Origin of the sequence: Pseudomonas oryzihabitans (assembly GCF_032027545.1) — a bacterium.
GTDB lineage: Bacteria > Pseudomonadota > Gammaproteobacteria > Pseudomonadales > Pseudomonadaceae > Chryseomonas > Chryseomonas oryzihabitans_F.
Window position 1 is genome coordinate 350864 of sequence record NZ_JAVSJB010000005.1, and the last position, 23659, is coordinate 374522.

Consider the following 23659-nt stretch of genomic DNA (forward strand, 5'->3'; position numbering starts at 1 on the left):
GTGGCCCGATGAAATTGCGGAATGGTTCGCGGTGGGCCTGTGCAAAGGTAGGCAATGTCAGCGCGACGTTCGGCTGCCAAGACGCCTCGCGGTGTGCGAGCCGTCCAGCGAGCGCTCGGCCTGCATGCATTAAGGATGACCGTCATGACCTACAAGAAATACGCGCTGGACTCCGATCACCCCCTCTTCGCCCAAACCCTCGCTGCCGCCCCGACGTTCGCCAGGGCTCCCCTGGCCGCCACGCCCGCCCAGCCTGCCGGCACCTTCGATGGCGTCACCTACTACGCCTTCCAGAGCAAGCCCAGTCTCACCCTCGACATCAACGCCACCCCCGAGTACGTCGGCTTCGCCAAGACCTTCGATGCCCAGGGCCCGCACTATGCGGCCGCCTCGACCCTCAACGAACTCGTCCTGACCGGCCACTTCGAACACCAGCTCACCCGCCTCGATGGCCACACCCGCGGCGCCACCGCCAGCGACCAGACCCTCGACTCGAGCATCAGCAAGCTCACCGTCAGCCTTACCGACACCGCGGACAACCAATTCCACGAAGGTGACCTCATCACCCTGGACAACTTCGATGGCCTGCAGACCTTCGATGGCTCCAAGTCCACCGTCGGCCTGTCCATCGACTTCATCAACGACTACACCCACGACGTCAGCTATGCCAGCCAGAGTGCCTTCCTCAAGAGCGTGACCACCGGCAGCGGCAAGGATCTGGTGAGCGTCAGCACCATCGCCGCCCCGGAGCTGGACAGCGTCGCCTCGCTGGCCCATTCCCGGGTCAAGACCATCACGGTCGACAGCGGCGCCAACAACGACCAAGTCGCCGCACACATCCAGCAGGCCGATGTCACCATCAATGCCGGCTCCGGCAACGACTTCGTCGACCTACTGTTCACCAAAGGCGTGGCCGCCCACAACGCCAACCTGAGCGGTAGCTTCGGTCACGGGGCCACCGTCACCCTGGGCGAGGGTCGCGATTACCTCACCGTCGTCGACCCCAACCTGGTCAACTTCGATGGCAGCAGCAGCGCCGCCGCCAACCGTTCGCTGGCGGCCAACCATGTGACGGTCACCGACTTCAAGGCCAGCGATGACAGCATCACCTTCGGCTTCGCGGTATACGACGAAAAAGCCGTGGTCACCGTCCAGGACGCTGCCCTGGCCAAGACGACCAGCCTGTTCGCCGCGCTCAACACCGTGAGCCAGTCCACCACCGGCCTGGTCAACGCCGCCGTCTTCCACTACGGCCAAGACACCTATGTCTTCCGCGACGCCGGCACCGAAGGCCAGGTCGACAACCAGGACTCCCTGATCCAGCTGGTGGGCATCCACAACCTCGACGACGTGGCCGGTACCGTCTCGGCCCGCGAGCGCTATGAGCCGGGCGGAACGCTCGGCTGGGGTTGATCCGCGCTGACACCGCCTGGGCCGCCCGACCCGTCGTCCCGGATGACGGGTCGGGCGGCTGCTTCTGTACGCTACTCGTGTGGCGTGCCGAAGAAGCCGGGCACTCGCGGCAAGGACCCGGGGTCTCTCTAGAGATACTCCTTCGACTTCGAGGAACGCGCGATGAAGATCCTGATGGTCCTGACCTCCCACGACCAGCTCGGCGACACCGGCAAGAAAACCGGTTTCTGGCTGGAAGAATTCGCTGCCCCCTACTACGTCTTCAAGGACGCCGGCGCCCAGATCACCCTGGCCTCACCCGCTGGTGGCCAACCGCCCCTGGACCCCAAGAGCGACGCTCCCGACGCCCAGACCGAGTCCACCGAACGCTTCAAGAACGACTCCGAGGCGCAGAAGGCCCTGGCCAACACCGTCCCGCTCGCGGAAGTGCAGGCCGATGACTACGACGGGCTCTTCTATCCCGGTGGCCACGGCCCCCTCTGGGACCTCGCCGAATCCCGCGACTCCATCGCCCTGCTCGAAGCCTTCGCCCAGTCCAACAAACCCTTCGCCCTGGTTTGCCACGCCCCGGGCGTGCTGCGCCACGTCAAGGCCGCCGATGGCACTCCGCTGGTCAAGGGCCGCACCGTCACCGGCTTCAGCAACAGCGAAGAAGCCGGTGTGCAGCTCACCGACGTGGTGCCCTTCCTGGTGGAGGACGAGCTCAAGCGCCTCGGCGCCGACTACAGCAAGGGCCCGGACTGGGGCGAATTCGTCCTCGAGGACGACAACCTGGTCACCGGCCAGAATCCGGCCAGTTCGGAAGCCGCAGCGGATGCCCTCCTGACCAAGCTGGGTTGAGCGTCCTCCGGAGCGCCATCTGAACCTCCGCGCGGCGGAAGGCCGTCACGGCAGTGACATACGCCCTTCCGCCACCAGCATCTCGACGAAGGTGGTGACCTTGGAGGGACGGAAGCGCGCCGTGGGATAGACGGCGTGGATGCCTCCCATGGGCAGCGACCACGCCGGCAGCAGCGTGACCAGCTCCCCGGTCGCCAGGGCGTTCGCCACCAGGAAGTCCGGAAGTATCGATAGCCCGCCACCCGCCAGCGTCGCCGCCAGCACGGCTGGCGTGGCGTTGATCGAGAGCACCGGACGCAGTCGTAGCGTGCGCTGTTCGGCAGCGCCCCGGGCGAAGCGCCAGGTCAGGGGGTCTTTGAGGGCGCCGTTGGCGATGAAGGGGGCGGTCGCCAGTTCATCCGGATCGCCGAGGGTCAGGCTCCTAGCCAACTCCGAGGTAGCGACCAGCAGCTGGCGGAAATCGCCCAGGCGCCGGGCATGCAGGCTGGAGTCTTCGAGCCAACCGACCCGGATGGACAGGTCGATCTGGTTGGCGAGCGGGTCGATCCGGGTATCGGACAGGATCAGCTCGACCTGGCACGCCGGATAACGCCGGGCAAAGGCCGCCGCCAGCGGCGCGATCCGGAAGGTGCCGTAGTCGTTGGAGGCCGCCACCCGCAGCACCCCGCTCGGCTCGGTGCTGGCGCGGGTCACCTCGCCGATGGCATCCTCGGCCTGGCGCAGGATGCTCACGCTGCGTCCGTGCAGCAGCCGTCCGGCTTCGGTGGGCTCGACCCGCCGGGTCGTGCGCATCAGCAGTGCCGTCTTCAATTCTTCTTCGAGCTTGGCCACCTGCTGGCTGACGACGGTCTTGGTGATACCGAGCCGCTCGGCCGCCCGGGTGAAGGAGCCCGTGTCCACCACGGCGGCGAAATAGGCCAGTCGGTTGAGATTGACGGCGTCCATGCGACTCCACCCAATTGTAAGCCAATGACTTACAGACTGTAGCATTGCACAGGATTTATCCAACAGTACCGGTTCGCTAAGGTGGCTGCACTTCTTCCGGAGCCACCCACCATGTGCATTACCTATCTCTTCGATCCCCTCTGCGGTTGGTGCTACGGCGCCAGCCCGGCCCTGGAACGCCTTTCGCGCCGCGCCGACGTCACCCTGCAACTCGCCCCCACCGGCCTATTCGCCGGCCAGAATGCCCGCCCCATGGATGCGAACTTCGCCGCCTATGCCTGGCAGAACGACCAGCGCATCCAACGCCTCACCGGGCAGGTGTTTTCCCCGGCCTACCAACGGCAGGTACTCGCGGCGACCACCGCAAGATTCGACTCGACGCCCGCGACCCTCGGCGTGGTCGCCGTGGGCCTGAGCGAGCCAGAGCGCGAACTCGCAGCCCTGCAGGCACTGCAACAGGCGCGCTATGTCGACGGCCTGGATAACGCCCTCCTCTCCGTGGTGGCCGAGGTCCTGTCCAGCGCCGGTTTCGCCGCCGCCGCCCACCGTGTCCTGGCGCCCGATGCCGAATTGCTCGACGCCTATGACGCGCGCCTCACGGCAGCCCGGCGCGAAATGGCGCGCTTCGGCGCCCAGGGCGTGCCGACGCTCGTCGTCGAAGACGCCAAGGGCAGTCGCCTACTGCCGAGCAGCGTGCTGTTCGGCGACCCGGCAGCCCTGGACGCCCAGTTGCACGCTGGCTGAAACGCACCGCTCCTCACCCGCCCCTATTTGCCAAGGAACACCCCATGACCACCGCCAACCAGAACACCCGCCTGAGCTGGGCCCACTTCCCCGCCGGGGAGAATGGCTTCTTCCGTGCCCCGGTGCTGCTGACCGGCCCGACCGAAGCCCTGCTGATCGATGGCGGCTTCACCTATCCCGACGGCCACGCCTTGGCGGACGCCATCAAGGCCACCGGCAAAACCCTGACGACCATCTACATCAGCCAGTCGGACCCAGATTACTACTTCAGCCTCAAGCCGGTGCGCGACGCCTTCCCCCAGGCCAAGGTCATCGCCGCGCCTGAAACCCTCGCCGCCGTCCAGGCCAACGTCGCGAAGAAACTCGCCGTCTGGGGACCGCAGCTCAAGGACAATGGGCCGCAGACGCTAGACGACATCGTGCTGCCCGAGGCCTTCGACGGCCCCACGCTGACGGTGGATGGCGAAACCGTGGCAATCGTCACCGCCGAGGGGCTCGCCAATCGCCGCTACCTCTGGGTACCGTCGCTGCGCGCCGTGTTCGGTGGCGTCCTGCTGTTCTCCGGCGTGCATGTCTGGACCGCCGATACCCAGAGCAAGGCGCAACGGGCTGCCTGGGTCGCTACCCTCGACGCCATCGCCGCCCGCGCGCCGGCCATCGTGGTGCCCGGCCACCTGACGCCCGCCGCCGCAACCGACCAGACCGCCATCGCGCACACCCGGGCCTACCTGCTGGCCTTCGAGGAAGAACTGGCGAAAGCCCAGGACGCCGCCGCGCTCAAGGCAGCCATGGCCGCGCGCTTCCCGAACCTGGGCATGGGCGTCGCCCTCGACATCGGCGCCAAGGTCGCCACCGGCGAAATGCAGTGGGGCTGAGATGACCAGCAATCGCGACCTCATCCGCCGGACTTACGAAGGGTCCCCAGAGGATAGGACCAGGCATCTTCTGGCCGCCCTCTCACCCGACGTCGAATGGACCGAAGCCGAGGGCTTTCCCTATGCCGGCACCTACGTCGGCATTGAGGCCCTGATGCAGGGCGTCTTCCAGCGCCTGGCGACCGAATGGGACGGTTTCCAGGCCCAGGCCCACACCTACCTGGCCGACGGCGACCGCGTGGCGGCCTTCGGCGTCTACTCGGGCACCTTCAAGGCCACCGGCAAGTCGATGACCGCCCACTTCGCCCATCTCTACCAGCTGCGTGACGGCCGGATCGTGCGGATGCAGCAATATGTGGACTCCGCGTTGGTGCAACAGGCACTGGCCTGAGCCGAGCCCGGCGGGAGAAGAGCCTTCGCCCGCCACCTTGACGCTCAGCGACTGCTGGACGGCAGAACCTACCAAGCCTAGAGCCTGCACTCAGGCGGGCGTTCGGGGTGTTTCGCGCTAGGCGATGCCCTTCTCCGCCAGACGTAAGCTCTCTCTCGATCAGCACCCGTAGCGTGCGCTGAGTTCGTAAGTGAGGCGCTGGGAGACCTCTCCATCCGCTCGTGCGACAGATCCCAGAGACAGGGCACGGCCTAATTGGGATCTTGCCGAATCCGGCAACGCCATCGCCCCGCTCGAAGCCTTCGCCCAAGCCGGCAAGCCCTTCGGCCTGCTCTCCTGCGCCACACCAAAGCCACCGAAGGCACCTCGCTGGTCAGAGGTCCGGACAGCCATCCTGACAGTCGGGGTCAGGACGTTCGAAGGCTTCACCCAGCTCAAGAAAGCCCTGGATCAACCGCTTGCAGGGTCTTTTCGGCGCTGTGCTAACTCGCTGGCCTGATCCCTATTGGGTACGTACGGCCGGCCAAAGGACGGCAGAGTGCCAGCAGTCGCAAAGACTGCAGAAATCCAAGGACCCGCCGACATCCTCCCATAAGCGAAGCGTCCAGCCCTGCTCCGCCCAGGCTGGAAAGGATCATCCGTTCGGTTGTTTACCTGGTCGTATTTCAGAGCGTCGCCTGATGAAGAAACTATTGCTCGGCGTGCGAGCCCTGCTGTCCGTGCCCAAGGACAATCCTGGCCTGGTCAGGGCGCAATACCTCGCGCTCTCGCGCCAATTGCCGATGATGTACTTCATCCTGCTGACCAACACCCTGCTGCTGGCCGGCACCCACTATGCCGTCGCGCCACGCTGGCTGGTGGTCTACTGCCCGTTGATCATGACGGTGTTCGGCGTGGTGCGTGCGACGGAATGGATACGCACGCGCCATCGGCCGCGCAGCCCGGCGCAGATGCTGACGGCCCTGAAGCGCACCAATGGGCTCGCGCCCTTCGTGGCCACGGCGTTCACTGCCTGGTCGCTGGCACTGTTTCCCTATGGCGACAGCTACACCCAGGCGCATGTCGGCTTCTATATGGCGATCACCGTCATCGGCTGCATCTTCTGCATGATGCACCTGCTGCCCGCGGCCCTGGCCACCACCGCCGTGGTCAACACGGCCTTCGTGGTGTTCTTCGCCTCCACCACCATCGTCACCTTCGTGGCCACGGCAATCGACGTCCTGCTGGTGTCCATCGCCATGCTGGTCATCCTCAAGGCGCAGTACGGCGACTTCACCCGCCTGGTGAACATGCAGGCGCACACCGCCAAACTTAGCGAGGAAAACCTCAAGCTGGCCAACCAGGACAGCCTGACCGGGCTGGCTAACCGACGGCAGTTCTTTTCCCGCCTCGATACGCTGCTGTCTCGCGCCCGCAAGCAGGAGACGCGCCTGGCCGTGGGGCTGATCGACCTCGACGGCTTCAAGCCGGTCAACGATCTCTATGGCCATAGCGTGGGTGACCGGCTGCTCCATCAGGTGGGCCAGCGCCTCAGTGGCCTGCTCGACGACGAGGTGCACCTGGCCCGCCTAGGCGGCGACGAATTCAGCCTGATCATCACCAAGGCCCTGAGCGACGACCAGTTGCGGGCGTTCGGCGAGACGCTCTGCGCCAGCCTGCGGGAGCCCTTCCTGCTGGTGGACATCCCTATCCAGATCAGTGGCTCCCTGGGCATCGCGACCTTCCCGGACCAGGCAGCCTCCGCCACGGACGTCTACGAGTACGCCGACTACGCCCTCTATCAGAGCAAGCGCCACCGCCCCGGCACCGTCTGCCTGTTCAGCGCCGCCCATCGCCAGCAGCTCCATCGCGCAGGCCTGACCGAACAGGCTCTGCGCCGTGCCGATCTGGAGCGAGAGTTCTATATGGTGTTCCAGCCCATCGTGGACCTTCACGGCAAGCAGACCGTGGCCTTCGAAGCCCTGGCCCGCTGGGAAAGCCCCGAGCTGGGCCACGTCCCGCCCGGTGATTTCATCCCCATCGCCGAGCGCGTCGGCATGGTCAATCGCCTCACCCTGCCCTTGCTGAACAAGGCCCTGCACGCCGCCGCGCGCTGGCCGGCGGGTATCCGCCTGGCCTTCAACCTCTCCGCCCACGACTGCGGCTCGGAAGACGCCGCCCAGCAGATCGTCGAGCTGATCAAGCACAGCGGCTTCGACCCGGCCTGCCTCGACCTGGAAATCACCGAAACCGCCGCCATCCAGGACCTGCCCCAGACCCAGCGCGCCATCAGCCGCTTTCGCGAACTGGGCTGCGGCATCTCCCTCGACGACTTCGGCACCGGCTACTCCAGCCTGAGCCAGATCCACGCCCTACCCCTGACCAAACTCAAGGTGGACCGCACCTTCGTCACCAACCTCCACCTCGACCCGGCAAGCCTGAAGATCATCAGATCCCTGGTCGCCCTGTGCCAGGACATGGAGCTGGAATGCATCGTGGAGGGGGTGGAGACCGCAGCAGAACTTGATGCGCTGAAGAATCTTGGCTGTACAAGGGCGAAGGTTATCTGTTCGCCAAGCCTATGCGCGCCCATGACATCAGCGCCTGGCTCGAAAGCGAGCATCTGGCCGAGGTGTTGGCGGTTTGATTTGCCAGCAGGGCAATGTGCGACTCGCGCTCATTTCCCGGCGACTCCTCTGATTCACCCCCCCTCGCGACTGTAATCCCACAACACCGTGCCTTGCTCTGATTTGCAGGGCCCTCTCGATTGTAATTTATGATTCATGATTTTTAGTCATTAAAAATCAATAATTTACACTATTTTCACGCATTGATACTATGAAAAATATCATGCTTTTGTATCTATTTAGCTTATTGAAGGCCGTCTTTCTGCCCATCGGATGCGCCTAAAAGCGCATCCACTTGATCAAGAAACGCAGCGAGCTCGCCCGGCTTCCCGGCCCCATCAAATCGCCATTCACTCATCGGCCTAACCATGACCAGCGCTCGTGCAGTTGAAGACAGTTGCTCTAACTTGTGATCAGTCGAGCAACGTTGGCGCAGATAGAATTCACCCCACCTGAAGAAGACCAGTAACCATAGTGAGACTGTAAGAGCGCGATCCCAACGAGTCCAGTTCGAGGTACTTGCAAGAGGCTGTTGCATAACCCGCTGCTGCCGTCTAAGGATGCCTTGCATTGCGTTCAATATGGCTTGCTGTCGTGTGGGGCTGCTGTAGGCAAAGAGAAACGCAGAGATGTTCGTTGTCTGCCCCTCACGTGCTCGGTCAAACAACAGTGATTGATCAATCAGCTTGGGCTCCAACATATTAGCCAGCTCCTGACTCCATATGACGGAGGCATCATCGTAGTGGGCGCGATTATTCTGCAACAAAGGCAAGATCACATCCTGAAACAACCATGGCTCAGCCCAAGCCAGTTGCTGCATATGCCCACGCATTGAGTTGACCAAGCGCCCTAGATCTTCGGCCGGGATGTCCGAAGGCAACGTATCGTGGAGTGCCGCAACTAGACCTTTGTAGAGATCGATCTTCTGCGGATTCCTTGCCATATGATGAACCATCCAGCCGAGAGCACGGACCCGTGCGGGGTAGTCAAAGGTGGCTACCAACTGCAACACAGCATTGAAGCCTCCCGGCTCTCCCAGTTGGGTCTCAATCGCACACAATCCCATCCATTGCAGCAGGCCACTGCAGCTTCCAACGAGTCGGTCCCGCTGCCTCGCATTGGCGCCGAACTGCACCGTCAACGAAATCTCGCTCACGACCTGACTCAATAGGGATAGTCGCACCGTATCTGGTCCCTGAGATTCCATGGGTACGCTAGCCATCTGCGCTTCAGCGATCGACAGCAGAGCATCTGGGGCATACCACCACAAAAACTTAATTGTGTAGTACTCCGCCCAATTCAAGGCTGTGTATTTTATCGGATGGAATAAATGATGCGGGTGATAAGAGCTTTGTAACAACGTTTCAATCGGCATCTTGAAAAACCGGACCTCTATCACCGCCACTTCCTTCCCCAACTCGTCATGAGCACGGGTGAAGGATGCCTCAAGAAATCGCGCCAGAAACTCCAGAAAGCCACGTTCCGGCTCTGGTTCGAGTTCGCGTAAGCGGTATTCCTCTATGTGTGAATGAGCGAGTACGTCACCGATTACTTCCCAGGCAGCCATGAAGTCGGTGAAGTTACCAGCGTTCTGAAGCAGACAATTGTGTAGACCTGTCGTCTCTGAAAGAGCTAGTGATTCATTAGTAAGTAGGCCTAATACCGCCATTCGCTCCTTCAACGGATCACCGCTCAGGCCTTGTAAGGACTCATCACCGATCCACGTGCTCAGAACGTCGCCTGCTTGGTGATTGTCAAGATAGTGTGGCGGCTCATAGTTTTGCCCTACCATTGGTGATTCCATAGAGTCGAAGAGAATCCGTATAGAAGGATCTTCTATTTCGTCTTTGCTTTCCGTAGCCCCTGCCTCCTGCATGAGGTCGAACATATATCTTTCAACATTAAGCAAAATATCCGCAGGGATCGGAGTTATCAGCAATGGGTAGTTCTCTGCAGCTTTCTGAAAAGAGTTAGACAGATTAAACCCCGCGACTGGCAAACCATCACTTCCTACAATCAAGATGTAACGATCATGCAGCCTACCTTCTTTCAATCCGTAGATGCGCAGCTTCAGACGTCTGAGCAGGTGCCGATTATGCTCGCAATTTTTCAGCAAGTTATTAATGCCGTTCAGGCCATGCTCTTCAAAAGTGCTCGACTCAAGATCTATTTTTTTGGATAGTTTCTTTGGCAATGACCTGAAGACAATATGGCTTGTATTTTGTGCTGCACAGATTAAAAGCAGACCTAATCCTGCATCCTCAAAGTAAGGATCAAAGATGACAATCTGGTGTTGTTGGTACTTGGCCAGAATAGCCTTGAACCATTCAATGAATTTCAGTCGACTCTCGGGATCTTCCTTACCCCAGCGCAACAGAAAATTCCCCTCTGACTTTGGTGGATGAAGTCGCGTGAAAAGGGATACGAGGTCTCGGTTGACTGGCACCCAAGGGTCCGCCTTACGCCCGCCGATGCTATTGCCGAATCCATGATCGCCGCGATTAATGGTCAGGGCAGCCTTTGCCCGCGCGGACTCTGACGGGCGAACCGTCTTTTCTAGCCAATCAAACTTGACCTGACCGCCGCCGTGGCCCACAAGCTTCCCCAGGAAATTTAATTCCCGGATATATCCGACCCGCCATCGGCAGCACAACAAGCCTATGCTTGCGCAATCGCTGTGGAATCCAAATATTTCTAGTTCGGCGCTATCGGCTCTCTCTCGTAGCTGGTCACCTACTTCAAACTTATACACAAACTCACCAGCTTCATCCCTAAAAGCAATAGCCAAGCCTGAGTAGACGATCTGACCATCATTGCTAATGCTCAGGCGAAATTGGAAACCATCAAAATGCGGCACCTGTAGCGAATTGAACCGTGCAACCAAAGTACAGGGAGAATCCTCCCAACTCACATTCAGCAAGCTCTGCTCGTGATCATTTAGCGTGGGAAAGACCAGCATTTCAAGATCGCCAAACCTCGCAATATCAGACCCACTGAAATCTAATCCGGTTTCCGCATTAAGGCACTTGACCACCATAGCTGCTAAGGCTGGATCGTAGACATCACCTAGACTAAATAATGTCGTCTTGTTGGCCAGGGTAATTGAGGCACTAAATGCGCCAGCTGCGCCATGCGGGCTAGAGATCGGTCCCCGCCGATCATATGCGTCGCGGTTTAGCAGGTAGGCAACTGGGCGATAAATTTTATTTCCATCCCCTAGCGATGCAGTTCCAAACTGTTTTTCAAATCCATCTGGCAGTGTCAACTTAAACACTTCGCTGACTTTGGATATTGACTTACCCTCACAAAAGAGCCGCAAAAGCTCCGCACAACGACCACTTTTAATATAAAGATTAAGTCTAGTGATTTTCGCCCTTACTTGACCAATGCTCTGGAAGTCGTCGTTATTAGTGTAGGACCAACCATTACTGGAATGACTGTAAGGAAGAAGACGGCCGTAAACAACACGATTTTCAATTAACCTATCGTATTTGACCTGCAAAATCCACAACTGAAGCGCGCAGTCACGGCTATCCGTTGTGAATAGCCTAGCCAGTCGTTCATCAGTGAGCAGGTTGTCTAGTGTTGGAGCCATCACCTCATAAGTCTTTGTATGCATTCTCAATGCCCAATCAAATTATTGACGGAAACCATAAGGAAACTCCGAATAAGTCGCTCAGTAACCTGCAACAGACGGAGTCTCGCGCCCCTTGGATCAGATTTTTAGGTGCAGATGAGTGCAGATGAGTGCAGATGAGTGCAGATGACGTTGAAACCCGTGATCAGCTCTGGTTTTCCCTCTCGACAGACGCACCTCTCCTGCCGTGCCCAATAATTGCCGGCGCGCCATCCACAGATTCAATAGCACAAAGAGTGTGGTCAGTTGAGCGGTGTTCTTGGCCAATCCACGGAAGCGAGTTTTCACATAGCCCAACTGGCGTTTGACGACCCGAAAGGGATGTTCGACCTTTGCCCGCTTCTGCGCTTTGACCCTCTCGATCTTGCGCCTGACGTTGTAAAGCACGCTGTGATTGCCCAGGTGTTTGTACGAGCTACGCCGGTCCGCGATCTGCCAGATCACGGACCGCCCCTCATGCCCCGGTCGTTTCTCCACGCCGGCATCGGCGCAGACGACGTTCTCTTCGCTATGCAGCAGATGGGCAACTGTCGTCACGTCGGCCACATTCGCCGCCGTACCGTGGACGTGGTGCACCAGCCCCGACTCAGCGTCGACACCGATATGGGCTTTCATGCCGAAATAGTATTGGTTGCCCTTCTTCGTCTGGTGCATCTCGGGATCGCGCTTGCCGTCCGGGTTCTTGGTCGAGCCGGGCGTGTGGATGATCGTGGCATCGACAATCGTGCCCTGGCGCAACGAGAGGCCATGGTTCCTCAGGTGGTCATTGATGATCGCCAAGAGGCCTGCCGCTAATTGATGCTTCTCCAGCAGGTGCCGAAAATTCATGATCGTCGTATCTTCGGGAATCGGCGCACTGAGCATCAGTCGAGCAAACTGGCGCATCGAGGTGATCTCGTAGAGCGCTTCTTCCATGGCCGGGTCGCTCAGCGAAAACCAGTTCTGCAGCAGATGGATGCGCAGCAGGGTGTCCAATGGATAGGGTTTGCGACCGCCTCCCGCATCGGGCAATGCGGCTCGATCAACGCGACCAAGCCACTCCATGGCACGACCTGCTCCATCTCGGCCAGGAAACGTTCACGGCGTGGTTGCTTGCGCTTAACGACGTATTCGAGATCGGAAAAACTCATCTGGCTCATGGGCAAAGCTTGTGGGGATGGGGGCGTGCGCCTATTTCAGCACAGCTCAGATGGCCTGCGCTGAGTTATTCGGAATTCCCCTAACTCTCGTTTCAATTCATCTTTTGGTCTTTGCGCGCGCTTCATTCTGCGCCGTAGCCACCTCAACTTCAACACCGAAAAACAAGATAAACTTCAGAAAAATGGGACAGATTTATTTTTTGGATTGCCTGATCCCGACTCAGTATTGAGCTTGGCAAATACATCCTCAACATAGTTATTAACTGGCTCACTAAAAAGCGCGAGAGCTTATCTATCCTCAGTAAAATCGAGCCTGCCGGCCAGATCTATAACCTGAAAAATTAGCACTATACTTTTGATGTCGAGCACTGTCTGAAGTTGGCAGACACAAAAACGAAAGCCCGCATTTAAGCGGGCTTCCGTTTTTTCTCGCTACTTGCTGCCGGCCTACGCCAGCCGCAGCATCACTCCCACTCAATCGTCGCCGGCGGCTTGCTCGAGACGTCGTAGGTGACGCGGGAGATGCCGTCGATTTCGTTGATGATGCGGTTGGAGACCTTTTCCAGCAGCTCGTAGGGCAGATGGGCCCAGCGGGCGGTCATGAAGTCGATGGTTTCCACCGCGCGCAGGGCGACGACCCAGGCGTAGCGGCGGCCGTCGCCGACCACGCCGACGGATTTCACCGGCTGGAAGACGACGAAGGCCTGGCTGACCTTGTGGTACCAGTCGGCCTTGCGCAGTTCGCTGATGAAGATGTCGTCGGCGCGACGCAGCAGGTCGGCGTATTCCTTCTTCACTTCGCCGAGGATGCGCACGCCCAGGCCCGGACCGGGAAAGGGATGGCGGTAGACCATGTCGTAGGGCAGGCCCAGCTCCAGGCCGATCTTGCGCACCTCGTCCTTGAACAGTTCGCGCAGCGGCTCGACCAGCTTGAGGTTCATCTCCTCGGGCAGGCCGCCGACGTTGTGGTGGGACTTGATGACGTGGGCCTTGCCGGTCTTGGCGCCGGCCGACTCGATGACGTCGGGGTAGATGGTGCCCTGGGCCAGGAACTTGATGTTGTCGAGCTTGCTGGCCTCGGCGTCGAAGACGTCGATGAAGGTGCGGCCGATGATCTTGCGCTTCTTCTCCGGGTCGGCTTCGCCTTCCAGGTTGGTCAGGAAGCGCTGCTCGGCGTTGGCGCGGATCACCTTGACGCCCATGTTCTCGGCGAACATGGCCATCACCTGGTCACCCTCGTGCAGGCGCAAGAGTCCGTTGTCGACGAAGACGCAGGTGAGCTGGTCGCCGATGGCCTTGTGCAGCAGGGCCGCGACCACGGAGGAGTCGACGCCGCCGGAGAGGCCCAGCAGCACGTTGGAACTGCCGACCTGGGCGCGCACCTGGGCGATGGCATCCTCGACGATGTTGGCCGGGGTCCAGAGGGCTTCGCAGCCGCAGATCTCTTTCAGGAAGCGCGAGAGGATACGACCGCCCTGCTTGGTGTGGGTCACCTCGGGGTGGAACTGCACGCCGTACCAGCCGCGCTCGTCGTCACCCATGGCGGCGATGGCGCAGCTGGGGGTGCTGGCGACGATGTGGAAGCCTTCCGGCAGCTTGCCGACCTTGTCGCCGTGGCTCATCCAGACGTCCAGGCCGAGCACGCCGTCGTCGTCGATGTGGTCTTCGATGCCCTGCAGCAGGCGGCTCTTGCCGACCACGTCGACCTTGGCGTAGCCAAATTCACGGATGTTGGAGCCTTCGACCTTGCCGCCGAGTTGCTCGGCCATGGTCTGCATGCCGTAGCAGATGCCCAGCAGCGGGACGCCCAGGTCGAACACCGCCTTGGGTGCGCGGGGGCTGCCGGCCTCATGGACCGACTCGGGACCACCGGCGAGGATGATGCCGCGCGGAGCGAAGGCGCGGATGTCGGCGTCGTCCATGTCGAAGGGGTGCAGTTCGCAGTAGACGCCCAGTTCGCGCACGCGGCGGGCGATGAGCTGGGTGTACTGGGAACCGAAGTCGAGGATGAGGATGCGGTGGGCGTGGATGTCTTGGGACATGGCCAGGTCTCGGTGAGCGCTAGGTTCAGACGATTCGGGGCTGTCTAGACAGCCCCGAATCGCAACGTAGAAGTACAAACAGTTTAGGCATCAACCAACGCGGTAGTTGGGCGCTTCCTTGGTGATCTGCACGTCGTGGACGTGGGATTCGGCCATGCCGGCGCCGGTGATGCGCACGAACTGCGGCTTGGTACGCATCTGCTCGATGGTGGCGCAACCGGTGTAGCCCATGGAGGCACGCAGGCCGCCCATCAACTGGTGGATGATCGCCGCCAGCGGGCCCTTGTAGGGGACGCGGCCTTCGATGCCTTCCGGCACCAGCTTCTCGGCGCCGGAGGCGGAGTCCTGGAAGTAGCGGTCGCTGGAGCCCTGGGTCTGGGACATGGCACCCAGGGAGCCCATGCCGCGGTAGGACTTGTAGGAACGGCCCTGGAACAGCTCGACCTCGCCCGGGGCCTCTTCGGTACCGGCGAACATGGAGCCCATCATCACGCAGTAGCCACCGGCGACGATGGCCTTGGACAGGTCACCGGAGAAGCGGATGCCACCGTCGGCGATCAGGGGCACGCCGGTGCCTTCGAGGGCAGCGGCGACGTTGGCGATGGCGGAGATCTGCGGCACACCGACACCAGCGACGATGCGGGTGGTGCAGATGGAGCCCGGGCCGATGCCGACCTTGACCGCGTCGGCGCCGGCATCGGCCAGGGCCTTGGCGGCTTCGGCGGTGGCGATGTTGCCGCCGATCACCTGCACCTGCGGGTAGGTCTCCTTGACCCAGCGCACGCGCTCGATCACGCCCTTGGAGTGACCGTGGGCGGTGTCGACCACGATGACGTCCACACCGGCGGCGACCAGGGCGGCGACTCGCTCGGGGGTCTCGGCACCGGTACCGACGGCCGCGCCGACGCGCAGGCTACCGGCGTCGTCCTTGCTGGCGTTGGGGTAGGCCTTGGCCTTTTCGATGTCCTTGACGGTCATCATGCCCTTAAGGGCGAAGGCCTCGTCGACGATCAGCACCTTCTCGATGCGGTGCTTGTGCAGCAGCTCGCGGACTTCCTGCTTGTCGGCACCTTCGCGCACGATGACCAGGCGATCCTTGGGGGTCATGACGTCGCGCACCGGGATGTCCAGGCGGGTCTCGAAGCGCACGTCGCGGGAGGTGACGATACCGACCAGGTCACGACCGGAGAGCACCGGTACACCGGAGATGTTGTGCTGGCGGGTCAGGTCGAACAGATCGCGTACGCTGGCGTCGGCGTCGATGGTGATGGGGTCCTTCACCACGCCGGCTTCGAAGCGCTTGACCTTGCGGACTTCCGCGGCCTGCTGCTCGACGGTCATGTTCTTGTGGATGATGCCGATGCCGCCTTCCTGGGCCATGGCGATGGCCAGGCGGGACTCGGTCACGGTGTCCATGGCGGCGGACACCAGGGGAATGTTCAGCTCTATGCCACGGGTCAGGCGGGTCTTGAGACTGACGTCTTTCGGCAGGACATCCGAATAGCCGGGGATGAGGAGAACGTCGTCGAACGTCAGGGCTTCTTGGCTGATGCGCAGCATGGCGGGCGCTCCCGGGCGGGAAAATTTAGGAGCGCGACATTATACCTGTGCTTTGTGATGGGCGGCAACGCGCTAGGACACCAACGGTTCGGGAATCGATTTACTTGAGAATGGCTATCAACTTAGAATCGCCGCCCTTCCCCTTCCCATCCACCGAGACCGCCCTTGAACACCCAGCCCAGAGCCCTGCGTCGCTTCGTTCCCTTCGCCCTCAGCACCCTGGCCCTGGCGACCAGTTCCGCCGTGCTGGCAGCCGAGAGCACCAGCCTCGCGCCGATGGACATCTCCACCACGGCCAGCGAGGCAGACGCCAGCTATCGGGCGACCACCGCCTCGACGGCGAGCAAGAGCGAGGTTCCGCTCAAGGACGAGGCGCAATCGGTGCAGACGGTGACCCCGCAGTTGATCCAGGACTACGAGGTGCGCACCCTGGATGACGCCTCGAAGTTCGTCAGCGGCGTGACCCAGGCCAACACCCTGGCCGGCACCAAGGATGCCTTCGTCAAGCGCGGCTTCGGCACCAACAACGACGGCTCCATCTTCCGCGACGGGGTGCGCTCGAATCTGTCGCACAACTTCGATGCCACCGCCGAGCGCGTAGAAGTCCTGAAGGGCCCGGCTTCTCTTCTTTATGGCGCCCTGGAGCCGGGCGGGCTGATCAACGTGGTCAGCAAGCAGCCGCAATACCAGCCGCTTACCACCCTGAGCGGCTCGGCCTACAGCGAGGGCGGCGGCAATCTCGGCGTCGATACCACCGGCCCCCTGGGTGACAGCGGCTTCGCCTATCGGCTGATCGCCGAGCGCCAGAGCGAGGACTATTGGCGCAACTACGGGGTGGATCAGCACACCCTGGTGGCGCCGTCGCTATCCTGGACCGGCGAGCGCGCCAGCCTGACCCTGGCCTATTCCTACAACGATTACACCGGCCCGGTGGATCGCGGGACGGTGTTCGTCAATGGGCATCCCAGCAGCGCCAGCTACGACAAGCGTCTCGACGAGAAATGGGCCCAGACCAAAGGCATCACTGAGACGGCGAGTGCGCGCTACGAGTACCAGCTCAGTGATGACTGGAAGACGCGGCTGATCTATGCCTGGAACAATGACAGGTACAGCCTCGACTTCGCCCAGCCGGTTTCCCTGGCCGCGAACGGCAACCTGCTGCGGGTCGCCAATGGCGCCGACTACGACTACGAGACGACGTACGCCAGCTGGGACTTCATCGGTCGCCAGGAGCTCTTCGGCCAACGCCATGACCTGCTGCTGGGCGTCGATCACGAGGACAACGACCAGTTCCGCGGCAACACCTACCGCAACAACAACCTCTCGCGGCGCAACCTCAACATCAATGCGCCGGTGTACGGCAACCTGGCGCCGCCGAGCCAGCTGAGCACGACCCAGAGCGACCAGGACAGCAACCTGAAATCCACTTCGCTCTACGTCAAGGACAACTGGCACCTGAACGATCGTTGGATCCTGGTGCTGGGCGGACGCTACCAGAGCTTCGACCAGTACAGCGACCAGGGCCTGGGCCGCGATTACGTCGTCAATCTGGACAAAAGCGATCATGCCGCCGTGCCCCTGGCAGGCGTGGTGTTCCGGGCGACCGATGCCCTGTCGCTGTATGGCAACTACAGCCGCTCCTTCGTGCCGAACGATCCCGATGCCTCGGGCAATACGTTCGATCCCACGAAAGGTCGGAGCTACGAGCTGGGGGCCAAGTACGACATCACTCCGGGTCTGAACCTGAATGTCGCCCTCTATGACATCGAAAAGACCGACGTGGTAGTGGCGACCCCCGTCGCTAACGTCAGCCAGGCCATCGGCAAGGTGGGTTCGCATGGCCTGGAGATCGACCTTACCGGTCGCCTGGCCGAGCGGTGGGACATGGTCGCCACCTATGCCTATGACCACACCGAGGTGCTCGACGACCCGGCCAACGAGGGCAATCGCCTGCCCCAGGCACCCAAGCACAGTGGCAGCCTCTACCTCACGCACCACCTGCTGGTACCGTCCAACCTCGGCGGCTGGCATGTCGGCGGCGGCGCCCGCTACGTCGGCGAACGCGCCGGCGATCCGGCCAACAGCTTCTACATGAGCAGCTACACCGTGGCCGACGCCTTCCTGCGCTGGGACCTGCCGGTGACCGGCTACCAGACCCGGTTGCAGCTGAACATCGACAACTTGTTCGACAAGCAGTACTACCCGTCGAGCGCCAACAGTCCGCTGCAGGTGTCCGTGGGCGAGCCGCGCACGGCGCGCCTGAGTGCCAGCGTCAGCTTCTGATCAGCTGCGCTATCCCCTCTCCCCAGCCCTCTCCCTCAGGGAGAGGGGGCGCAATGGTGCTCGATGGCTAGCACGGTATTCCGAGTGAGATAGCGGATGAGTGCCAGCCAGGCGGCGATGCTCTATCCTAGCCGCCCCGCCAGGGGCCTCGGCCCGCCTGGCGGGCCTTTTCCTGCCAGTCAGCAGTCGCCATCCATGCTTGATCGTCGCGCCTTCCTTCAATTCGCCGGTTGCACCGCACTGCTCGCCGGGCTGCCTGGCCAGGTGCTGGCGCGTACGGTGCTCGCTGACGGCGAGTTTCCGCGCCAGGTGGAGCACATGGCGGGCAGCACCACCCTGCTGCGGGCGCCCCAGAGGATCGCGGTGATCTCCACCGGCCAGCTGGACGCCGCCCTCAGCCTGGGCGTGATCCCGGCGGGCAGCAGTCGGGTGGACAACCGGGAACTGGCGCCGGCCTATCTGCGCGCGGCCTACGCCGACCGGGCTGGCGAGCTGGAGGCCATGGTCGACCTGGGCAGTCGCCAGGCGCCGGACCTGGAAGCCCTGGCGCGGCTGGCGCCGGATCTCATCATCCTCAATCGTACCGTGCTGCGCGGGGGTGGCTTCGAGCTGTTCTCACGCATAGCCCCCACCGTGGTGGCCCGCGGTACCGGCGGCAACTGGCGGCCGGATTTCCTGCTGCTGGCCGACGCCCTCGGGCGGCGCCAACAGGCCGAGGGGCAACTTGCAGCGCTGGACCGGCAGCTCGCTGGCATGGCGCAGCGCCTCGCAGCCCAACCACCCTCCGCCTCCCTGCTGTTTTCCAGTGGCGCCCGCCTACGCCTGATGGGGGTGGACTCCTTCGCCGGCGGCCTGCTGCAGGCCATGGGCGTGATCCGCCCGGCTGGCCAGCGCTTCAAGGGCACCTCGCGCGATGTGAGCGCCGAGCTGCTCGACCTGGCGGATGCCGATTGGCTGTTCTACGCCGAACAGGGCACCGCCCTGGCCAGCCTGGCGCGGCAGCCGCTGTGGCCACGGCTGGAGGCGGTGAGCCAGGCGCGGGCGATCCAGGTGGACACCGACGCCTTCTATCTCAACGCCGGTCCCGTGGCCGCGCGCCAGGTGGTGGCCACGGTCGCCACCGCCCTGGGGTTGGTATGACCCAGCCGGCCTGCCCCGCGCCCGTCGCACGCAGCACCTCCTTCGCCCGGGGTGGCCTGGTGCTGGTGCTGTTGTTGATCGCCCTGGCGCTGGCGGTGGTGGCGAGTCTCGGCATCGGCGCCCGGCCGCTGTCGGCGCCACGCATCCTCCAGTTGTTGTTCGCCCCCGACGGCTCCACGGAAGCCGTGGTGCTCTGGGACCTGCGCCTGCCGCGCACCCTGCTCGGGTTACTGGTGGGCGCCGCCCTGGGGCTGGCCGGCGCGCTGATGCAGGCGCTGACGCGCAATCCCCTGGCCGACCCTGGCCTGCTGGGAATCAATGCCGGCGCGGCCTTCGCCGTGGTCGCCGGGCTGTCGCTGGTAGGGCTGGACGATGCGCCGACGCGCCTGGCCTGCGCCCTGCTGGGCGCGACCCTGGCCGCTGGCCTGGTCTATCTGCTCGGCGCCAGCGCCCCGGCCCGGGGCCAGCCGTTGCGGCTGATCCTCGCCGGCATCGCCCTGAGCGCCAGCCTCCACGCCTGCACCGGCATCATCACCCTGTTCGACAGCGCCGTGTTCGACAGCTACCGCTTCTGGGCGGTGGGCGCACTCAGCGGCCAGACGCCCGGAGGGGCGCTGGCTATCCTGCCGCTGCTGCTGATCGGCCTCCTGCTGGGCCTGCCCCTGGGTGGTCGCCTCAATGCCCTCGCCCTGGGCGACGACCTGGGTCGCGCCCTCGGCGTCCGACCGGGACAACTGCGGCTGCTGGCCTTCGTCGCCATCGTGCTGCTCTGTGGCGCTGCCACGGCGGTGGCCGGCCCCATCGGCTTCCTCGGCCTGGTGGTGCCCCATGCCCTGCGCCTACTGGTGGGCGCCGACTGGCGTTGGATCCTGGCGCTGGCGCCCCTGGCCGGCGCCAACCTGTTGCTGCTGGCCGACACCCTGGGACGCCGCGTGGCGCTGCCGGGCGAGCTGGAGGCCGGGATCGTCTGCGCCCTGCTCGGTACCCCGGTGCTGCTGGCGCTGGTCATCCGTTCCGCACGGCGGGTGCGTCCTTGAGTCGCCATCGCTTCGCCCCGCGGCGCTCGGCCCGCTTCAAGGCCTGCCTGCTGCTGCTCCTGCTGGCAGCGGTCGGTGTCTGCGCCCTGACCCTCACCGGCGGCGCCTTCGCTCCGGCGCCCCACCGGGTGGTCATCACACTGCTAGGCCAGGGTGACACCCTGGCCAGCCTGATCCTGCTGGACCTGCGCCTGCCGCGGCTGCTGGCGGCCTTTGGCGTGGGCGCCGCGCTGGCGGCCAGTGGTGCCATTTTCCAGCGGCTGGCACGCAACCCTCTGGCCAGCCCGGACCTGGTGGGCTTTACCGTCGGTTCGGCCAGCGGCGCCCTGATCACCCTGCTGTGGCTGCAACTGGGCGGCGCGGCGCTGATGCTCGGTGCCCTCACCGGTGGCCTGCTGGCGGCGGTGCTGGTGGCCGGACTGGCTGGCCTGGCCGGCATCCGCGGCGAGCGGATGATCCTGCTCGGCATCGCCATCAGCGCCCTGCTCGCCTCGCTCAACGAATACCTGCTGACCCGTGCCGAGCTGGACGAAGCCCAGGAGGCCCGGCTCTGGCTGTTCGGCAGCCTGGACGGCATGACCTGGAGCCGTACCCTCACCCTGCTCGCCGGCTGCCTGCTGCTCCTGCCCCTGGCCGCCCTGCTGGCCCGCCGCCTGCGGCTGCTGGAACTCGGCGACGACCTGGCCCGCGCCCTGGGCCTGCCGGTGCTGCGCAGCCAGAACCTGTTGCTGGCGGTGGCGGTGGCCCTGGCCGCCCTGGCCATCGCCACCGCCGGGCCCATAGGTTTCGTCGCCCTGGCGGCGCCGCAACTGGCCCGCCGCCTGACCCGCAGTACCGACCTCGGCATCCTCGCGCCCGCCTTGCTCGGTGCCTGCCTCACGGCGCTCGCGGATCTGCTGGCCCAGCGGCTGCTGGCACCCTTCCAGATTCCGGTCGGGTTGCTGACCGGCGCCCTGGGCGGGCTCTATCTGATCTTCCTGCTGAGCCGCGAATGGCGGCGGACCTCATGAGCCAAGACGCCTCTTCCAGCCGCCTGGCCGCCCGCGGCCTTACCGTGGGCTACGGCGGCCAGCCGATCTGCAGCGACCTCGACGTGCGCCTGCCCGATGGCCGCTTCACCGTCATCATCGGCCCCAACGGCTGCGGCAAGTCGACCCTGCTGCGCAGCCTGGCACGCCTTATCCGCCCCACGGCCGGCGAGGTGCGCCTGGACGGTCGACTGATCCAGGAACTGCCGACCCGCGAGGTAGCCCGACGCATCGGCCTGCTGCCGCAGAGCGCGGTGGCGCCGGAGGACATCCTGGTCAGCGACCTGGTGGCCCGCGGGCGTCATCCGCACCGCCAGGCCTTCGCCGGCTGGACGGATGCCGACGAGAGGGCGGTGCAGCACGCGCTGGAGGCCACCAATACCCTGGAGCTGGCCGAGCGCGCGGTGGACAGCCTGTCCGGCGGCCAGCGCCAACGGGTGTGGATCGCCCTGGCGCTGGCCCAGGAGACGCCCCTGCTGCTGCTCGACGAGCCCACCACCTTCCTGGACATCGCCCACCAGGTGGAGCTGATGGAGCTGCTCTGCCGGCTCAACCGCGAAGGCGGCCGGACGCTGGTGGCGGTGCTGCACGACCTCAACCAGGCCTGTCGCTACGCCGACCACATCATCGCCCTGCGCACCGGGCGCATCCTCGCCGAAGGGCCACCGGCGGAGATCATCACCCCCGCGCTGATCGAGGCGTTGTACGGCCTCAGGTGCGCGGTGATCGAGAATCCGCTGGCGGGTACGCCGCTGGTGATTCCCTACTAGGGTGCCCCCCCGGAAAACGCTGCGCGGTTTTCCAGGCTACGCGTAGGGCGGACACCGGCGCAGCCTTGTCCGCCATCAGCCTGTCGGACGACTTTGCAAAGCCCGACCGCCGTGCTCCACTGGTTGCCTAGAACAACAACGGAGCCCGCCATGCACATCGTCATCCCCGACGACTACCAGCACGTCGTCGAAACCCTGGATTGCTACCCCCTGCTCCAGCGCGCCGGGCACCAGGTGACGCTCTACCACGACGCCGAGCGGGACCCCAGGGTGCTGGTGGAGCGCTTCCGCGACGCCGATGCCCTGGTGCTGACCCGCGAGCGCACCCGCATCGATGCCGAGTTGCTGGCGCACCTGCCGCGCCTCAAGCTGATCAGCCAGACCGGCAAGGCTACCGCCCATCTCGACGTGGTCGCCTGCACCCACCGCGGGATAGCGGTCTGCGAAGGCAGCGGTTCGCCAGTCTCCACCGCCGAGTTGACCTGGACGCTGATCCTGATGGCCCGCCGCAAGCTCAAGCCGGCCATCGATGCGCTCTATGCCGGCCGTTGGCAGGTCAACCTGGGCGAGCGGCTGGATGGGCAGATCCTCGGCATCTGGGGCTACGGCAAGATCGGCCAGCGCCTGGCGCGCTACGGCCACGCCTTCGGCATGCCGGTGCTGGTCTGGGGCAGCGAGGCCTCGCGCGCCCGCGCCGAAGCCGACGGCCATCGCGCGGCGACCAGCCAGGAGGCCTTTTTCGCCGAGGCCGATGTCATCAGCCTGCACCTGAGATACAGCGAGCGCAGCCGCGGCTGCGTGCGCGCCGAGGACCTGGCGCGGATGAAGAAGAGCGCCCTGCTGGTGAACACCGCCCGCGCCGGCCTGATCGAGCCCGGCGCCCTGCTCACCGCCCTAGAACTGGGCCATCCCGGCCAGGCGGCGCTGGACGTCTTCGACCAGGAACCCGTGGCGCCGGACGATCCCCTGCTCGCCCACCCGCAGGTGCTCTGCACCCCGCACCTGGGCTACGTGGAAAAGCACAGCTACGAGCTCTATTTCGGCGAGGCCTTCGCCAACCTGGTGGGCTTCTTCGCCGGCGAACCCACGGGCGTCGCCAATCCAGAGGTGTTGGGTCGGTAGACGTTGTTGCGCGTGGATGAGGCTGCGCCGTTATCCACCCTACGCTTGCACCCTTGTAGCGTGGAAAACCGCGCAGCGTTTTCCACT

General features: G+C 63.6%; 15 protein-coding genes and 2 pseudogenes. 12 read left to right on the top strand and 5 right to left on the bottom strand.

Annotation, left to right across the window (positions count from 1 at the left end):
- Positions 1 to 144 precede the first annotated feature (144 nt).
- Positions 145 to 1413, top strand: coding sequence for a hypothetical protein (locus RND78_RS11175; protein ID WP_312728754.1), 1269 nt, complete (start codon positions 145 to 147; stop codon positions 1411 to 1413).
- A 162-nt stretch (positions 1414 to 1575) separates the two neighbouring features.
- Positions 1576 to 2253 carry a type 1 glutamine amidotransferase domain-containing protein gene (locus RND78_RS11180; protein ID WP_312728755.1) on the top strand — a complete coding sequence of 226 codons (678 nt, stop codon included), beginning with the start codon at positions 1576 to 1578 and terminating at the stop codon, positions 2251 to 2253.
- A 45-nt stretch (positions 2254 to 2298) separates the two neighbouring features.
- On the opposite strand, the gene RND78_RS11185 is transcribed toward RND78_RS11180, so the two are convergent.
- The gene (locus RND78_RS11185; protein ID WP_312728756.1) at positions 2299 to 3198 is read right to left on the bottom strand and encodes a LysR substrate-binding domain-containing protein; all 900 of its coding nucleotides are present in this window, start codon (positions 3196 to 3198) and stop codon (positions 2299 to 2301) included.
- Positions 3199 to 3309: 111 nt separating this feature from the next.
- On the opposite strand from RND78_RS11185, the gene RND78_RS11190 reads away from it, so the two are divergent.
- The 4 genes and pseudogenes from RND78_RS11190 to RND78_RS11205 all read left to right on the top strand — a co-directional run bounded on the left by RND78_RS11190 (position 3310) and on the right by RND78_RS11205 (position 7834).
- Positions 3310 to 3942, top strand: a complete 633-nt coding sequence (locus RND78_RS11190) for a DsbA family protein (protein ID WP_312728758.1) — start codon at positions 3310 to 3312, stop codon at positions 3940 to 3942.
- Positions 3943 to 3986: 44 nt separating this feature from the next.
- Positions 3987 to 4817, top strand: a complete 831-nt coding sequence (locus tag RND78_RS11195; RefSeq protein WP_312728759.1) for an MBL fold metallo-hydrolase — start codon at positions 3987 to 3989, stop codon at positions 4815 to 4817.
- A gap of 1 nt (position 4818) precedes the next feature.
- Positions 4819 to 5208, top strand: a complete 390-nt coding sequence (locus tag RND78_RS11200; RefSeq protein ID WP_312728760.1) for a nuclear transport factor 2 family protein — start codon at positions 4819 to 4821, stop codon at positions 5206 to 5208.
- 680 nt (positions 5209 to 5888) lie between these two features.
- Positions 5889 to 7834: pseudogene (locus RND78_RS11205) on the top strand (putative bifunctional diguanylate cyclase/phosphodiesterase).
- Positions 7835 to 8058: 224 nt separating this feature from the next.
- On the opposite strand, the gene RND78_RS11210 reads toward RND78_RS11205, so the two are convergent.
- The 4 genes and pseudogenes from RND78_RS11210 to guaB all read right to left on the bottom strand — a co-directional run bounded on the left by RND78_RS11210 (position 8059) and on the right by guaB (position 16192).
- Positions 8059 to 11433, bottom strand: a complete 3375-nt coding sequence (locus RND78_RS11210) for a VPA1262 family protein (RefSeq protein WP_312728761.1) — start codon at positions 11431 to 11433, stop codon at positions 8059 to 8061.
- A gap of 186 nt (positions 11434 to 11619) precedes the next feature.
- A pseudogene (locus RND78_RS11215) lies at positions 11620 to 12590 on the bottom strand (IS5 family transposase); the annotation flags it as partial.
- A 464-nt stretch (positions 12591 to 13054) separates the two neighbouring features.
- Positions 13055 to 14632, bottom strand: a complete 1578-nt coding sequence (gene guaA, locus RND78_RS11220; protein ID WP_059229945.1) for a glutamine-hydrolyzing GMP synthase — start codon at positions 14630 to 14632, stop codon at positions 13055 to 13057.
- Between the two features lie 90 nt (positions 14633 to 14722).
- A complete protein-coding gene (gene guaB, locus RND78_RS11225; RefSeq protein WP_312728763.1) occupies positions 14723 to 16192 on the bottom strand; it encodes an IMP dehydrogenase in 1470 nt (489 codons plus the stop codon).
- A gap of 276 nt (positions 16193 to 16468) precedes the next feature.
- Here guaB and RND78_RS11230 point away from each other — a divergent pair, with 276 nt between their 5' ends.
- The 6 genes from RND78_RS11230 (at position 16469) to RND78_RS11255 (ending at position 23572) form a co-directional block, all read left to right on the top strand.
- The gene (locus RND78_RS11230; protein WP_409457043.1) at positions 16469 to 18475 is read left to right on the top strand and encodes a TonB-dependent siderophore receptor; all 2007 of its coding nucleotides are present in this window, start codon (positions 16469 to 16471) and stop codon (positions 18473 to 18475) included.
- Between the two features lie 195 nt (positions 18476 to 18670).
- Positions 18671 to 19615, top strand: coding sequence for an iron-siderophore ABC transporter substrate-binding protein (locus tag RND78_RS11235; protein ID WP_312728765.1), 945 nt, complete (start codon positions 18671 to 18673; stop codon positions 19613 to 19615).
- A 59-nt stretch (positions 19616 to 19674) separates the two neighbouring features.
- Positions 19675 to 20652, top strand: coding sequence for a FecCD family ABC transporter permease (locus RND78_RS11240; RefSeq protein WP_409457044.1), 978 nt, complete (start codon positions 19675 to 19677; stop codon positions 20650 to 20652).
- Complete coding sequence (locus RND78_RS11245) at positions 20649 to 21662, top strand: iron chelate uptake ABC transporter family permease subunit (RefSeq protein ID WP_312728769.1); 1014 nt, start codon at positions 20649 to 20651, stop codon at positions 21660 to 21662. Before RND78_RS11240 ends, RND78_RS11245 begins: the two co-directional genes overlap by 4 nt.
- Positions 21644 to 22450, top strand: a complete 807-nt coding sequence (locus tag RND78_RS11250) for an ABC transporter ATP-binding protein (RefSeq protein WP_312728771.1) — start codon at positions 21644 to 21646, stop codon at positions 22448 to 22450. Before RND78_RS11245 ends, RND78_RS11250 begins: the two co-directional genes overlap by 19 nt.
- A 150-nt stretch (positions 22451 to 22600) precedes the next feature.
- Positions 22601 to 23572: a D-2-hydroxyacid dehydrogenase family protein gene (locus RND78_RS11255; RefSeq protein WP_312728772.1), complete on the top strand. Its 972-nt coding sequence runs from the start codon at positions 22601 to 22603 to the stop codon at positions 23570 to 23572.
- Positions 23573 to 23659 lie beyond the last annotated feature (87 nt).

What these genes read in the sequence shown, in the direction of transcription:
- RND78_RS11175 (WP_312728754.1), top strand. Translation starts at nt 145, where the DNA reads ATGACCTACAAGAAATACGCGCTGGACTCCGATCACCCCCTCTTCGCC.
- RND78_RS11180 (WP_312728755.1), top strand. Translation starts at nt 1,576, where the DNA reads ATGAAGATCCTGATGGTCCTGACCTCCCACGACCAGCTCGGCGACACC.
- RND78_RS11185 (WP_312728756.1), bottom strand. Translation starts at nt 3,198, where the DNA reads ATGGACGCCGTCAATCTCAACCGACTGGCCTATTTCGCCGCCGTGGTG.
- RND78_RS11190 (WP_312728758.1), top strand. Translation starts at nt 3,310, where the DNA reads ATGTGCATTACCTATCTCTTCGATCCCCTCTGCGGTTGGTGCTACGGC.
- RND78_RS11195 (WP_312728759.1), top strand. Translation starts at nt 3,987, where the DNA reads ATGACCACCGCCAACCAGAACACCCGCCTGAGCTGGGCCCACTTCCCC.
- RND78_RS11200 (WP_312728760.1), top strand. Translation starts at nt 4,819, where the DNA reads ATGACCAGCAATCGCGACCTCATCCGCCGGACTTACGAAGGGTCCCCA.
- RND78_RS11210 (WP_312728761.1), bottom strand. Translation starts at nt 11,433, where the DNA reads ATGCATACAAAGACTTATGAGGTGATGGCTCCAACACTAGACAACCTG.
- guaA (WP_059229945.1), bottom strand. Translation starts at nt 14,632, where the DNA reads ATGTCCCAAGACATCCACGCCCACCGCATCCTCATCCTCGACTTCGGT.
- guaB (WP_312728763.1), bottom strand. Translation starts at nt 16,192, where the DNA reads ATGCTGCGCATCAGCCAAGAAGCCCTGACGTTCGACGACGTTCTCCTC.
- RND78_RS11230 (WP_409457043.1), top strand. Translation starts at nt 16,469, where the DNA reads ATGGACATCTCCACCACGGCCAGCGAGGCAGACGCCAGCTATCGGGCG.
- RND78_RS11235 (WP_312728765.1), top strand. Translation starts at nt 18,671, where the DNA reads ATGCTTGATCGTCGCGCCTTCCTTCAATTCGCCGGTTGCACCGCACTG.
- RND78_RS11250 (WP_312728771.1), top strand. Translation starts at nt 21,644, where the DNA reads ATGGCGGCGGACCTCATGAGCCAAGACGCCTCTTCCAGCCGCCTGGCC.
- RND78_RS11255 (WP_312728772.1), top strand. Translation starts at nt 22,601, where the DNA reads ATGCACATCGTCATCCCCGACGACTACCAGCACGTCGTCGAAACCCTG.